Below are 13563 nucleotides of genomic sequence, written 5' to 3'. Positions count from 1 at the left end.
CCTCCGCCGGGCATGGGACAATGGCGTTTTGTCGAACGCCTGGACGCCCATGGACCTCCCCGCCCTGCTCACCCGCCTGCATGCCATCCGCGATGCCAACGCCTGGCGGCGCTATCACAACCCCAAGAACCTGGCGATGGCCGCCAGCGTCGAGATGGCCGAGCTGGTGGAGATCTTCCAGTGGAAGAGCGATGCCGAGGCCCGCGACCTGAGTCCGGCCGAGCGCGAACACGCCGGCCAGGAACTCGCCGATGTGCTGCTCTACCTGCTGCAACTGGGCAGCGAGCTGGAGCTGGACGTGGAACAGGCGGTACTGGCCAAGCTGGCCGACAACGAGCGGCGCTTCCTGCCATGAGCGATACCTTCTTCGATGACCGGGCGACCCGCTTCGCCGCCAACATCTATGGCGGCACCAAGGGTGCCATCCGCCTGGCGGTGCTGCAGGCCGATCTCAACGAGGTGCTGCCGCCCCGCCCCCTGCGGGTATTGGACATAGGCGCGGGCCTGGGCCACATGAGTCTCTGGCTGGCCCAGCAGGGCCATGCGGTGACCCTGGCCGAGCCCTCGGCGCCCATGCTCGCCGGGGCCCAGGAGGCCTTCGCCGCCGCCGGGGTCCAGGCCGACTGGCTGGCCCTGTCCTGGCAGGAGTTGCCCGCCTTCGCCGAACCCTTCGACCTGGTGCTCTGCCACGCGGTGCTGGAATGGCTGGACACGCCCACGGCGATCCTGCCGACGCTGCGGCGCTGCCTGGCCCCGGATGGCTGGCTGTCGCTGGCCTTCTACAACCGCGATGCCCTGATCTACCGCAACCTGCTCAAGGGGCATTTCCGCAAGCTCAGGCGCGGCCATTACGCCGGCGAGGGCCGTGGCCTCACGCCACAGCAGCCCCTCGATCCGCGCGAGGTGGAAGGCTGGCTGGCGCCCCACTGGCAGGTCCAGGCGCGCAGCGGCGTGCGGGTGTTCCACGACTACATGCCGCCCGACTTCCAGGCCCGCGCCGATGGCGAGGAGTTGGTGGCCATGGAACTGGCGCATCGGCGCCATCCCGCCTTCGCCGGCCTGGGGCGCTATCTGCACTGGCTCTGCCGGGCTAAGGCAGGATAGCGTCGGGCACGGTATGCTCTGGCCCAGGCATTCCTTCGAGGAGCTGGTCATGCGTCGCCCCCTGCTGTGCCTGTCGCTCACGCTGCTCGCCCTGGCCGGTTGCCAGAGCCCCAACCCCTATGTCGCCAGCAGCCTGCCCGAGGCGGCGGTGCCGGTACTGCCGCAGCAGGACCCCGCCGCCTATCCGGCCGCGCCCCTGGACTGGAGTCGCTATCGGACCTGGGCCTGGGCACCCGGCGCGGCGGTGGTCAGCGGCGCCCTGGATGGCCAGACCGTCCAGCAGGCCGTGGCCGATGGCCTCGACCAGCGCGGCCTGCGCCCGGCGTTGGGCGGTACCCGCGCCGACCTGCAGGTGCGCGCCCGCTTCACCCAGCAGCAGCGCACCGAGCAGTACACCGACTACTACGACACCAACTATGGCTATGGTGGCTATGGTCCCTATGGCTACGGCCCCGGCTATGGCGCCACCGTCGGCCAGGCGCGGACCCGTACCCGGACCTTTCTGGTGGACGTCCTGGAGGTGGAGCTGCTGGACCCCGCCAGCGGGCGCGTGCTCTGGCACTCGGCCGCCGAGCAGGCCGCCGGGGGCAGCGCCGGCGAACGTGCCCGCGCCCTGCGCGACACCACCCGCCGCGTGCTGGCCAACTATCCGCCGAGCTGAGGGGGATAAGTCGACCTTAAGCCAGTCCAAGCAGACTGGCTCCCTCACCCAGAGGATTACCCATGAAACGCTGTCTCCTGCTGCTTTCGGTCCTGCTGTTGGCGGCCTGTGCCGAGCAGGGTCCCCGTAACCTGGACTACGATGCCAGCCGTGACTTCGCGGCCTATCGCAGCTGGAGCTGGGCGGACCCGGCCATCGAGTACCGCCCCAACGACCCGCGGATCCGCAGCGACCTCACCGAACAGCGCCTGCGCGAGGCGGTCAGCGGCGGCCTCGACCAGCGCGGCCTGCGACCCGCGGCCGCTGGCAGCCGTGCGGACCTGAAGATCAAGCTGTACGTGATCCTCGACCAGCGCCAGCAGAGCATCAGCTATGCCGACCCCTACTGGGGTCCGGGGTGGGGTGGTCCCTGGGGCTCTGCCTGGAGTCCCGGGCCTTGGGGGCCGAGCTACGTACGGACCCAGACCGTCAACTATCCGGTGATGACGGTACAACTCGACATGCTCGACGGTCGCGATGGCAAGCTGGTCTGGCGCGCCAGCGAAGAACGCCTGGTCGACGATCAGGGCGCCACACCGGCGCAACGCAGCGCCGCCTTCGGCCGGCTGGTCAACGAGTTGCTGACCCGCTATCCCCCGCGTCCCTGAGCGGTCGACCGTCCGGGCGGCTCGGAACCGCCCCCGGTCCGATGGCGTAAAGCCGCCTAGCCGACGTTGCGGATAATGGCTCTGGGCCGGGCCGCACCGCGCCGTGCTTGACCAGAGCGCGTGCACCCGGCCGTTCGACCAGCCTCGTTCAGGTTCGCCATGTCGTCAGCCCCCATCGCCACCCGCCGCAGTCACCAGCTGTTGCTACGGTTGTTCCCGGTCATCTGCGCCCTGCCGATCCTGCTCGGCCTCGGCTGCTACCTGCTGGTCAAGACCGCCACCAACCAGGATGCCGACGTTCAACAACGCGCGCAGAAATACATCGCCCGCACCCTGGGCCAGGTGCAGTACGAGATCGCCCACAACATCATCAATTACGCCAAGTGGGGCGAGGCCTATAAGAACCTGCACCTGAAGGTCGACCTGTTCTGGGCCAACGATGAGCGCAACGTCGGCGATATTCCCTACGAGCTGTATGGCTACAACGGCGTTTTCGTCTTGAATGCCCAGGATCGCACCGTCTATGCCGTCATCAACGGCCTGCCCTCGGCAGCGCCCATCGGGCAATGGCTGGATGGCGATCTGACCGAGTTGCTGGCGGCGGCTCGTGGCCATCCCGGGGAAAGCGAAAGCCTGGTGCGCCTGTTCAGCGTAGGTGGCATGCCGGCCCTGGTCGCCGCCGCGACCATTACCACCGGCAATGCCTACAGCGTGGCACCGATCCCCGGTACCCCATCGGTGATGCTGTTCGTCAACGTGCTCGACCAGGCCAAGCTGGACCATCTCAGCGAGACCTACGGCTTGCCGGACCTGCAGCCCTCCCACGAGCCGCTGGCCGATTTCGAATCCATGCGGATGCTGAATTCTTCCTGGCTGCTGAACTGGCATCCGCCACAGCCCGGCGCCCACCTGCTGCACCGGACCCTGCCGCTGTTCCTCGCTGGGGCCCTGACGCTGGCCTTGGTGCTGGCGCTGCTGATTCGCCACGCCCTGAGTTCGGCACGCCAGCTGGATGAGCAATTCGATGTGCTGGTGGCCAACGAGGCGGAGCTGACCCGCAGCGAACAGCGGTTCCGCGATCTGGCCGAGGCGGCGTCCGACTGGCTCTGGGAGATCGACGCCGAGGGGCGCCTCTCCTATCTCTCCGAGCGCTTCGCCCGGATCACCGGCAATACGCCACATAGCTGGCTCGGCCGTCCTCTCGCCGAACTGTTCAGCCCGGAGACCACGACCCTGGCCACCTGGCTGGCCGCCAGCGCCGACCGCCGCGATGAGCGTGAGGTACTGCGTTGTCATTATCGCGACCGCCTGGGCCAGGCACGCGTCTGCGAGATCACCGCACGGCCCCTGCCAAAGGGGGCTGGCTATCGGGGCACCGCCAGCGACATCACCGCCGCCTTCACCGCCCAGGCCGAGATCGAGCACCTTTCTCAGCATGACAGCCTGACCGGTCTGTCGAACCGCTTGCACCTCCAGCAATTCCTCGCCAGCCATCTGGCAGATAAACCGGCCGACCTGACCCTGCTCAGCCTGGACCTGGACCGCTTCAAACCGATCAATGACAGCCTCGGTCATGCCGCTGGCGATCGCGTGCTGCAGGAGGTCGCCCAGCGCCTGCAGGCCAGTCTGAGACCCGGCGGGCTGGTGGCCCGGGTGGGTGGCGATGAATTCATCGTGGTGCTGGTAGGGGCGCTGGACAAGACGGTGATCGAGCAGATCTGCGTCCGCCTGGTGGCCACCCTGAACCGCCCCATCGTGCTGGAAGAGCAAATCGTCAGCGTCGGCACCAGTATCGGCGTCGCCCAGGCGTCCAACCAGGCCGCACAGCCCGAAGCGCTGCTGCGACTGGCCGACATCGCGCTCTACCAGGCCAAGGCCGCCGGGCGCAACCGCTGGTGCTTCCATGCTCGGGAAATGGACGCCCAGCTCAGTCAAAGACGCCAGCTGGAGCAGGAGCTGCGCCAGGCACTGCCCCTGGAGCAGCTACGCCTCTACTTCCTGCCGCGCTTCGCCCCAGAGACCAACCGCCTGTGCGGCTGCGAAGCTCAGCTGCGCTGGGCGCACCCCGAGCAGGGGCTATTGCTGCCGGATATCTTTCTGCCGCTGGCCGAGGACACCGGCCTCAGTCTTTCCTTGGGGCTCTGGCTGCTCCACACCGCCTGCCAGGAGGCAGCCGGTTGGCCTGCCGCCATCAAGGTTGCCGTGCCCTTGAATGCCCGCCAATTCTCTGGACGCACGCCGCTGGTGGAGGTCGTCGCCCAGACCCTGGCGCGCAGCGGCCTGGCGCCCAACCGTCTGGAGCTACAGTTCAGCGAAGCCCTGCTGGAAGGCAGCATTGGCGAGCTACCGGCGCAGTTGAGCGCGCTCAAGGCGTTGGGCGTACGGCTAAGTCTGATCGACTTCGGCAGCGGTTCGGCCGCGCTCGAACTCCTGCGTCACCAGGTGCTAGACGGGATCCGCATCGATCGACGCTTCCTTCTCCCGCACGAACGCCGAGCGCTCGACCCGGCCGTCGGCCAGGCACTGATCACGCTCGGACGATCGCTGGGCCTGACGGTAGCCGCAGAAGGCATCGAAAGCGCAGCGCAATGGGAATGGCTGCGCATCCAGCAGTGCGCTGAGGTTCAGGGCGACTACCTGGGCAGCGCCTTGTCAGCGGCCCAATTGGCACCTCTACTCGCCACGGTGGCAGCGCCGGGCTGATCACGCCTAGAGCCGCTCCAGCCACCCCAGGTCACCGCCGCGGGCCGGTACCGGATAACAGCCGTAGGGCGCGTAGCCATGGGTACAGACCGGATCGGCGCGCAAGGCCGGTTCCAGCACCGGCTGCGTCCGCCACCCTTCCAGCAGCGCCACCGTCGCCAACACCAGCAGCAAGGCGATGAACAGCGCGGAGCGAATTGTTCTTGTCGTGCGCATGAGGACCTCCCACGGGGCGAACGCAAGGATCGCGCGGACAGCGCCCCGCTCCTTGAGTATCGACCCACCGCGGCCCTTTTGCCGGCCTGCGCGCGCACGGATCGCACAACGCTGCTCTGTCCGGAATGCAACAGTCGGACAGCAGGAGCCCGGACCAGGCGGCGACCTTGTCCGGGCTACAGGCGCCAAGGTTTCGCTCGACTCCCTACGGCCCCCTCTCCCCTCGGGAGAGGGCTGGGGTGAGGGCCAACCAACCCTGTTCAGTTTGATCCTGGACAAGGCTTCGCCGTTGTCCAGGCTACAGGCGCCACGGTCTCGCTCGACTCCCTACCGCCCCCTCTCCCCTCGGGAGAGGGCTGGGGTGAGGGCAAACCAACCCTATTCGACTCGGTCCTGGACAAGGCTCCGCCGTTGTCCAGGCTACGCCGACTGCTTGGCAGTCACCCACCACTCCCACCCCCTCTCCCTCGGGGAGAGGGTTGGGGTGAGGGCCAAGCCGTCTCAGGCGATCTCCACCCGATCCCCGTTCAGCCGCACCGTCCAGGTCGGTAGCCGCTGCTCGGGATACTCCAGGCAGCCGCCGTCACTCAGCCGGTAATGCTGCTTGTACAGCGGCGAGGCGATCACCAGCTCGCCACCGAGGTGGCCGACGATGCCGCGGCCGATAACGTTGGCGCCGGACTTGGGGTCGCGGTTGCCCACGGCGAAGACCTGCTGTTCGGTGTCGGGCAGGTAGAACAGCGCCACCTGCTCCCCCTCATGCAGGGCCACCACGCCGGACTGGGGCACCAGGTCGGCCAGGCTGCACAGTGGCTGCCAGGCGGGTTGCAAGGTCTGGGCGGTTTGGGTCTGGGTCATGGTCAGGCCTCCTCGGTGACGGCGATGAGCTGGAGTTCGTCCTGGCGCGCCGGCCGGCGCTGGCCGCGCTCCTTGACGAAGTGGATGTCCGGGTCGCTGCCGCGCTGGTTGACGAAGGTACGGAAGCGCTTGAGCTTGTCGGGATCGCTCAGGGCGTTGGCCCATTCGCACTCGTAGCGGTCGACCACCAGCTGCATCTGGGCTTCCAGCTCGGCGCCCAGGCCCAGGCTGTCCTCGATGATCACCTGCTTGAGGTAGTCCAGCCCGCCCTCCAGCGATTCGCGCCACACCGAGGTGCGCTGCAGGCGGTCGGCGGTGCGGATGTAGAACATCAGCAGGCGGTCGATGTAGCGGATCAGGGTCTCGTCGTCGAGGTCGGTGGCGAACAGCTCGGCGTGGCGCGGCCGCATGCCGCCGTTGCCGCAGACATAGAGGTTCCAGCCGTTCTCGGTGGCGATCACGCCGATGTCCTTGCTCTGCGCCTCGGCGCATTCGCGGGTGCAGCCACTGACGGCGAACTTGAGCTTGTGCGGGGCGCGCAGGCCCTTGTAGCGGTGCTCGATGTCCAGCGCCATCTTGACGCTGTCCTGCACCCCGTAGCGGCACCAGGTGCTGCCCACGCAGCTCTTCACCGTGCGGGTGGACTTGCCGTAGGCATGGCCGGTCTCGAAGCCGGCGGCGATCAGCTCGCCCCAGATGTCCGGCAGTTCGTGCAGCTGGGCGCCGAACAGGTCGATGCGCTGGCCGCCGGTGATCTTGGTGTAGAGGTCGTATTTCTTCGCCACCTGGCCGATGGCGATCAGGCCTTCCGGGCTGATCTCGCCACCCGGGATGCGCGGCACCACCGAGTAGGTACCGTTCTTCTGCATGTTGGCCATGAAGGTGTCGTTGGTGTCCTGCAGCGGCACCAGGTGCGGATCGGTGATGGAGCCGTTCCAGCAGGACGCCAGGATGGACGCCACTGCCGGCTTGCAGATGTCGCAGCCATGGTGACCGCGGCCATGCTGCGCCAGCAGCTCGTCGAAGCTCTCGATGCCTGACACCCGCACCAGGTGATAGAGCTCCTGGCGGGTATGGGCGAAGTGTTCGCAGAGACTCTTGTCGACTTCGACGCCCCGCGCCATCAGCTCGTGCTCGAACACCTGCTTGACCAGCGCGGCGCAACCGCCGCAACCGGTGGCGGCCTTGGTGCAGCTCTTGATGCCGGCCAGGTCGGTGCAGCCGGCGTCGATGGCGGCGCACACCGCGCCCTTGGTGACGTTGTGGCAGGAGCAGAGGGTGGCGGTGGCCGGCAGGGCATCGGCGCCCAGGGTCGGGGCGCCCTCGCCCACCGGCATGATCAGGCTGGCCGGGTCCTGGGGCAGCGGGATGCCGTTCTGGGCATATTGCAACAGGGTATCGTAGTAGCTGTTGTCGCCCACCAGCACGGCGCCGAGCACCTGCTTGCCGTCGGCGGAAACCACCAGGCGGCGATAGCTGGCACTGGCCTCGTCGATGTAGCGATAGCTGCGCGCACCCGGGGTGGCGCCGTGGGCATCACCGATGGAACCCACGTCCACGCCCAGCAGCTTGAGCTTGGTGGACATGTCGGCGCCGGTGAAGGGGCTGCTCTGGCCGTGGCACAGCTCGGCGGAGACCAGGCGTGCCATCTGGTAGCCGGGGGCGACCAGGCCGAAGATGCTGCCGTTCCAGGCGGCGCACTCGCCGATGGCGTAGATGGCGGGGTCGCTGGTCAGGCAGAGATTGTCCACCGCCACCCCGCCACGCGGGCCGAGCTCCAGGCCGCAGCTACGCGCCAGGGCATCCTGGGGGCGGATACCGGCGGAGAACAGCACCAGGTCGGTCTCGAGGAAATCCTCGCCGGCGAAGTTCATGCGGTAGCGGTAGTCGCTGCCGGCGGTGATGTTCTGGGTGGCCTTGGACAGGTGCACGCCCACGCCGAGGTCTTCGATCCGCTGCCGGAGCGCGGCGCCACCCAGGTCGTCCAGCTGCACCGGCATCAGCCGCGGGGCGAATTCCACCACGTGGGCTTCCAGGCCCAGGGATTTCAGCGCGTTGGCCGCTTCCAGGCCGAGCAGGCCACCGCCGACCACCACGCCACGGCGGGCCTTGGCGGCGGCCAGGCGGATGGTGTCCAGGTCGTCCAGGGTACGGTAGACCAGGCGCGAATCGCCCTCGGCACCCTCGATGGGCGGTACGAAGGGATAGGAGCCGGTGGCCAGCACCAGGCGTTCGTAGCCAAAGGCGCCGTCAGGGGTCAGTACCTGGCGCTGTTCGCGGTCGATGGCGGTGACGGCGCAGCCCAGGTGCAGCACCAGACCGGGTACGGCATAGAGGCCGGCTTCGCTCATGGCCAGGGATTCGGCGTCGCGACCGGCGAAGTATTCGGAGAGGTGGACCCGGTCATAGGCGCGCTGGCGCTCTTCGCCGAAGACGTGGATCTCGTAGTGATCCAGGGCGCCGGCGGCCAGCAGTTGCTCGACGAGGTGATGACCGACCATGCCGTTGCCGACGACGATCAGGCGTTCTTTGCGGGTCACGATGCTGTTCATTGAGGCTATCCCCCGGCCGAGGCCAATCAGGTTGATTCGCGGCAATAAAAAAGGCGCCTGAAACCTTGCGGTCTCAGGCGCCTTTGCCTGTTCTCTGTGCGGAAGAGCTCTTGGCTCTGTTCCGTGCCCGTCGCCTGCAGTGGCAGTCGATCGCCGTTGATCGACCGGGCGACCCGAATTGGCGGGTCTGCCAAGGCTTCTGCATCGGCTGTGCCAGTTTCGCATCCGCGCCAGGAAAACCAGGTCCGGCGCGGCCTCGAGCCGTCGATGGCGAGCCTGCGCCGGTGGCCGGGTGGTCGCCCAGCGGAACCACAACGGTGCAAGACCACCCCATCTGCCCCGTCACGGCGCATCCGCGCGGCGAGCAAGACGAGTCCGGTGGACCCTGCCCAGCCAGTGCCAGGCCAGTCCCCATGCCGCTCACGCCAGCAGCAGGGTCGAGCTGGCGCGGCCCTTGCTAAACCCTGCCTACCGGGAGCGGTCAACGCCGATCGCTCTCCTTCACGACAAAGGCGCCGTGTTCGCTTCCCCGCGGGGAGAGCGACCGGCGCCTTTTTGCTTTCCGTCTTGCAGGGATCCTCGCCATGGCCACTACCCACATCAAGAGCGTCTGCCCCTACTGCGGCGTCGGCTGCGGGCTCGTCATGCAGGTGGAAGACGGCCGGGTGACCAAGGTCAGCGGTGATCGCGACCATCCGGCCAACCGTGGCCGGCTCTGCACCAAGGGCAGTACCAGCCACCAGGCGCTGGTGGACAGCGGACGCATGGAGCACGCCTACATCAGGAGCGACCGCTCCCACCAACCGGTGCAGACCGGCCTCGACCAGGCCATCACCGCCACCGCCGAGCGGCTGCGCGCCATCCTCGAACGCGACGGGCCGGACGCGATTGCCTTCTATGTTTCCGGCCAGCTGTCGCTGGAAGCCCAGTACCTGGTCAGCAAGCTGGCACGCGGCTGCATCGGCACCAACCAGCTCGAATCCAACTCCCGGCTGTGCATGGCCAGTGCCGGCACCGGCTACAAGCTGTCCCTCGGGGCCGATGGCCCACCCGGCTCCTACGACGACCTCGACCGCGCCGACCTCTTCCTGGTCAGTGGCGCCAACATGGCCGACTGTCACCCCATCCTCTTCCTGCGCCTGCTGGACCGCATCAAGAGCGGCGCCAAGCTGATCGTCATCGACCCGCGGCGCACCGCCACCGCCGAGAAGGCCGATCTGTTCCTGCAACTGCGCGCGGGCAGCGACCTGCTGCTGCTCAACGGCCTGCTGCACCTGCTGCACGCCGAGGGCTATCTCGATGCGGACTTCATCGCCGCCCATACCGAAGGCTGGGCGGCCATGCCGGCCTTTCTCGCCGACTACACCCCGGCGCGCGTCGCCGCCGGGACGGGCCTGGCCGAGGCGGACATCCGCACCGCCGCGCGCTGGATCGGCGAGGCCGGCGAATGGACCAGCCTCTGGACCATGGGCCTGAACCAGAGCACCCACGGCACCTGGAGCACCAACGCCCTGTGCAACCTGCACCTGGCCACCGGCAAGATCTGCCGCCCCGGCAGCGGCCCCTTCTCCCTCACCGGCCAGCCCAACGCCATGGGCGGACGCGAGATGGGCTACATGGGCCCCGGCCTGCCCGGCCAGCGCAGCGTGCTGTCCGCCGCCGACCGCCGCTTCGTCGAGCAGGCCTGGGGCGTACCGGCGGGCACCCTGCACACCCGCCTGGGCCAGGGCACCATCGCCCTGTTCGAGGAGATGGCCGCCGGCAGCGTCAAGGCCTGCTGGATCATCTGCACCAACCCGGTGGCCAGCGTGGCCAATCGCGCCAGCGTCATCCGTGGGCTCCAGGCCGCCGAGCTGGTGATCACCCAGGATGCCTTCCTCGACACCGAGACCAACCAATACGCCGACATCCTGCTGCCCGGCGCGCTCTGGGCCGAGGCCGACGGGGTGCAGATCAATTCCGAGCGCAACCTAACCCTGGCGCAACAGGCCGTCACCCCGCCCGGCGATGCCCGCGCCGACTGGCGGATCATCGCCGACGTGGCAATCGCGATGGGGTATGGCGAGCACTTCGCCTATACCTCGGCCGCCGAGGTGTTCGAGGAGCTCACGCAGTTCCACAATCCGCAGACCGGCTACGACCTGCGCGGCGCCAGCCATGCGCGCCTGCGCGAGACGCCGCTGCAATGGCCCTGCGCCAGCCCGGAAAGCGCCCCGCGCCAGCCGATCCGCTATCTGAACGACGGTCGCAGCCAGACCCTGCGCCTGGACGCCGCCGGTGCGCCGACCGCCTTCAATTTCGCCACCCCCAGCGGCAAGGCGCAGTTCTTCGCCCGCCCGCACCTGGAGCCGGCGGAACTGCCCGACGACGACTACCCCTTCGTGCTCAACACCGGCCGGCTGCAGCACCAGTGGCACACCCTGACCAAGACCGGCAAGATCGCCGCCCTCAACCGCCTCAACCCGGCGCCCTTCGTCGAGGTGCACCCCCAGGACGCCCAGGCGCTGGGGCTCAAGGACGGTGACCGCCTGGAAATCACCTCTCGCCGTGGACGCGCCGTCCTGCCGGTGACCCTCAGCGACCGGGTCCAGCCCGGCAACTGCTTCGCCCCCTTCCACTGGGCCGACGTGCACGGCCCGGACCTGGCCATCAACGCCGTCACCAGCGATGCCATCGACCCACTTTCCCAGCAGCCGGAACTCAAGGTCTGCGCCGTGCGCCTGACCCGCGTCGCCACCATAGATCACCGCCAGCTGCCGGCCGACGAACCCGCGAGGGATGACTCGCGGCTACCCGCGCTCGACCGCCTGGCCGAACTCACTGGTGTCGCCACCGCCATGCGCCCCCCGCTCAGCGCCACCGAACGCACCTACCTGGCCGGCTTCCTGGATGGCCTGCGCGACGGTGGACTCCAGGGCGTGCCCTGCCTGCCGGCCCAGGCACCGCTGGCCGCCGATACCCGCCTCTGGCTGGACGGCCTGCTCGCCGGGCTGTACAGCCGCCTGCCGCAACCCCAAACCGAACCCCTGGCACCTGCCACCCCCGCCGACCTGGTGGTGCTCTGGGCCTCCCAGACCGGTAGCGCCGAAGCCCTGGCCGAGCGCTGCGCCTCGCGCCTGCGGGACGCGGGGCTGGCGGTGGAGCTGCACGACATGGCCGCCTACGCGGTGGAACGCCTGGGTAGTGCCCGCCGCGCCCTGCTGGTCAGCAGCACCTTCGGCGACGGCGAGGCCCCGGACAATGGCCAGGCCTTCTGGCAGGGCCTCAGTCGCCTCGATGCCTCCCTGGCCGAGCTGGACTACGCCGTGTTGGCCCTGGGGGATTCCACCTACGATCAATTCTGCGGCCACGGCCAGCGCCTCGATGCCCGCCTGGCCGAACTCGGCGCCCGCCGCCTCTGCGCGCGGCTCGACTGCGATGCCGACGGGCACGACGGCGCCGATGCCTGGCTGGCCGGGCTGCAGCAGCTATTGGCCCCTGCCGCCGGCAGCGCCCCCGCCGTCAGCACGACCTCGGCGAGCCGCCCCGCCCCGGTACCGGCGCGCCTGGTCATCAACCAGCGGCTCAATGGCGCCGGCTCCAACAAGGAAGTCCGGCTGTTCGGCTTCGAAAGCGAGCAGCCCCTCGCCTACCAGGCGGGTGATGCCATGAGCGTGAGGGCGCGCAACTGCCCCGAGCTGGTGGAGGAAATCCTCGCCCTGACCCATCTGGACGGCGAACAGGAAGTCACGGTACCCAAGGTCGGCGAGCTATCCCTGCGGCAGGCGCTGGCCGAGCACTACGAAATCGCCCGCCCCAGCAACGAAACCCTGGCCCTGGTGGCCGAACGCAGCGGCCATGCCGACTGCCGCGCCCTGCTGGCCGCTCGCGAGGAACTGAAAAGCTGGCTCTGGGGCCGGCAACTGGCCGACGTCCTGGCCAGCTTCCCCGCTCGTCTCGCCGCCGATGAATTGCTCGCCAGCCTCAAGCGCCTGCAGCCGCGGCTCTACTCCATCGCCTCCAGCCCCCTGGCCCACGCCGGCCAGGTGCATCTCACCGTCTCGGCGGTCCGCTACGGCAGCCGCAAGGGCGTGGCCTCGACCTTCCTCGCCGATCGCCTGCAGGACGCCACCACCGAGGTCCACATCCAGCCCTCGCGCCACTTCCGCCTGCCGGAGCAGGGCGACGTGCCGCTGATCATGATCGGCCCCGGCACCGGCATCGCGCCCTTCCGCGGCTTCCTCCACGAACGCCGCGCCCGTGGCGACAGCGGCCGCAACTGGCTGTTCTTCGGCGAACAGCACGCCGCCCATGACTTCTACTACCGCGACGAACTGGAAGCCTTCCAGCGCGATGGCCTGTTGAGCGAACTCAGCCTGGCCTTCTCCCGCGACCAGGCCGAGAAGATCTATGTCCAGGATCGCCTGCGCGAACGCGGCGCCGAGGTCTGGCGCTGGCTGCAGGAAGGCGCCCGTGTCTACGTCTGCGGCGATGCCAGCCGCATGGCCAAGGACGTCGACCAGGCCCTGCGCCAGGTGGTGGCCCGCCACGGCCACCTCAGCGACGAGGCCGCCGCTGACTACGTGCGCGGGATGACCGAGCAGAAGCGCTATCTGAAGGACGTGTATTAGGATTAAGGACGCAATCAACCGCGCCGAAACAGTCCCCTCTCCCCCTGGGAGAGGGCTAGGGTGAGGGTCCCTTCGCCAGCGCCAAAATGGCGGAGGGCAGTAGGAGTCGTACTCGTCTGAGTTTTCGCCCGGTCGCCGCCTGGAGCGCAGCGCCCGCTAGTCCCATGCCAGCCACCCAGTGGCCTTGGCCGGCGACCACAATGCTGCCAAGC

Annotated in this window: 9 protein-coding genes; 6 read left to right on the top strand and 3 right to left on the bottom strand. The window is 68.6% G+C overall.

Annotation, left to right across the window (positions count from 1 at the left end):
• Positions 1 to 49 precede the first annotated feature (49 nt).
• The 5 genes from FSV73_RS04435 to FSV73_RS04415 all read left to right on the top strand — a co-directional run bounded on the left by FSV73_RS04435 (position 50) and on the right by FSV73_RS04415 (position 5115).
• A complete protein-coding gene (locus FSV73_RS04435) occupies positions 50 to 355 on the top strand; it encodes a nucleotide pyrophosphohydrolase (RefSeq protein WP_145004507.1) in 306 nt (101 codons plus the stop codon).
• Complete coding sequence (locus tag FSV73_RS04430) at positions 352 to 1104, top strand: methyltransferase domain-containing protein (RefSeq protein WP_145004505.1); 753 nt, start codon at positions 352 to 354, stop codon at positions 1102 to 1104. The genes FSV73_RS04435 and FSV73_RS04430 overlap by 4 nt, the downstream gene beginning before the upstream one ends.
• Before the next feature lie 49 nt (positions 1105 to 1153).
• Positions 1154 to 1765 (top strand): DUF4136 domain-containing protein, encoded by a 612-nt coding sequence (locus FSV73_RS04425; protein WP_145004502.1) that lies wholly within the window; start codon positions 1154 to 1156, stop codon positions 1763 to 1765.
• A gap of 62 nt (positions 1766 to 1827) precedes the next feature.
• On the top strand, positions 1828 to 2412 hold the full coding sequence (locus FSV73_RS04420) for a DUF4136 domain-containing protein (protein WP_145004499.1): 585 nt from the start codon (positions 1828 to 1830) through the stop codon (positions 2410 to 2412).
• A 159-nt stretch (positions 2413 to 2571) separates the two neighbouring features.
• A complete protein-coding gene (locus FSV73_RS04415) occupies positions 2572 to 5115 on the top strand; it encodes a bifunctional diguanylate cyclase/phosphodiesterase (protein WP_145004496.1) in 2544 nt (847 codons plus the stop codon).
• A 6-nt stretch (positions 5116 to 5121) separates the two neighbouring features.
• Here FSV73_RS04415 and FSV73_RS04410 read toward each other — a convergent pair whose 3' ends face one another.
• The 3 genes from FSV73_RS04410 to nirB form a co-directional block, all read right to left on the bottom strand.
• Positions 5122 to 5331, bottom strand: a complete 210-nt coding sequence (locus FSV73_RS04410; RefSeq protein ID WP_145004492.1) for a hypothetical protein — start codon at positions 5329 to 5331, stop codon at positions 5122 to 5124.
• 501 nt (positions 5332 to 5832) lie between these two features.
• Positions 5833 to 6189: a nitrite reductase small subunit NirD gene (nirD, locus tag FSV73_RS04405; RefSeq protein ID WP_145004489.1), complete on the bottom strand. Its 357-nt coding sequence runs from the start codon at positions 6187 to 6189 to the stop codon at positions 5833 to 5835.
• 2 nt (positions 6190 to 6191) lie between these two features.
• On the bottom strand, positions 6192 to 8741 hold the full coding sequence (gene nirB, locus FSV73_RS04400; protein ID WP_145004486.1) for a nitrite reductase large subunit NirB: 2550 nt from the start codon (positions 8739 to 8741) through the stop codon (positions 6192 to 6194).
• A 584-nt stretch (positions 8742 to 9325) separates the two neighbouring features.
• On the opposite strand from nirB, the gene FSV73_RS04395 reads away from it, so the two are divergent.
• Positions 9326 to 13351, top strand: coding sequence for a bifunctional nitrate reductase/sulfite reductase flavoprotein subunit alpha (locus FSV73_RS04395; RefSeq protein WP_145004483.1), 4026 nt, complete (start codon positions 9326 to 9328; stop codon positions 13349 to 13351).
• Positions 13352 to 13563 lie beyond the last annotated feature (212 nt).

Source organism: Pseudomonas oryzihabitans, assembly GCF_007665395.1.
GTDB lineage: Bacteria > Pseudomonadota > Gammaproteobacteria > Pseudomonadales > Pseudomonadaceae > Chryseomonas > Chryseomonas psychrotolerans_C.
This window is presented reverse-complemented; position numbering and strand designations above follow the sequence as displayed.

Coding starts and splice junctions, on each gene's coding strand:
- FSV73_RS04435 (WP_145004507.1), top strand. CDS start 50: ATGGACCTCCCCGCCCTGCTCACCCGCCTGCATGCCATCCGCGATGCC.
- FSV73_RS04430 (WP_145004505.1), top strand. CDS start 352: ATGAGCGATACCTTCTTCGATGACCGGGCGACCCGCTTCGCCGCCAAC.
- FSV73_RS04425 (WP_145004502.1), top strand. CDS start 1,154: ATGCGTCGCCCCCTGCTGTGCCTGTCGCTCACGCTGCTCGCCCTGGCC.
- FSV73_RS04420 (WP_145004499.1), top strand. CDS start 1,828: ATGAAACGCTGTCTCCTGCTGCTTTCGGTCCTGCTGTTGGCGGCCTGT.
- FSV73_RS04415 (WP_145004496.1), top strand. CDS start 2,572: ATGTCGTCAGCCCCCATCGCCACCCGCCGCAGTCACCAGCTGTTGCTA.
- FSV73_RS04410 (WP_145004492.1), bottom strand. CDS start 5,331: ATGCGCACGACAAGAACAATTCGCTCCGCGCTGTTCATCGCCTTGCTG.
- nirD (WP_145004489.1), bottom strand. CDS start 6,189: ATGACCCAGACCCAAACCGCCCAGACCTTGCAACCCGCCTGGCAGCCA.
- nirB (WP_145004486.1), bottom strand. CDS start 8,741: ATGAACAGCATCGTGACCCGCAAAGAACGCCTGATCGTCGTCGGCAAC.
- FSV73_RS04395 (WP_145004483.1), top strand. CDS start 9,326: ATGGCCACTACCCACATCAAGAGCGTCTGCCCCTACTGCGGCGTCGGC.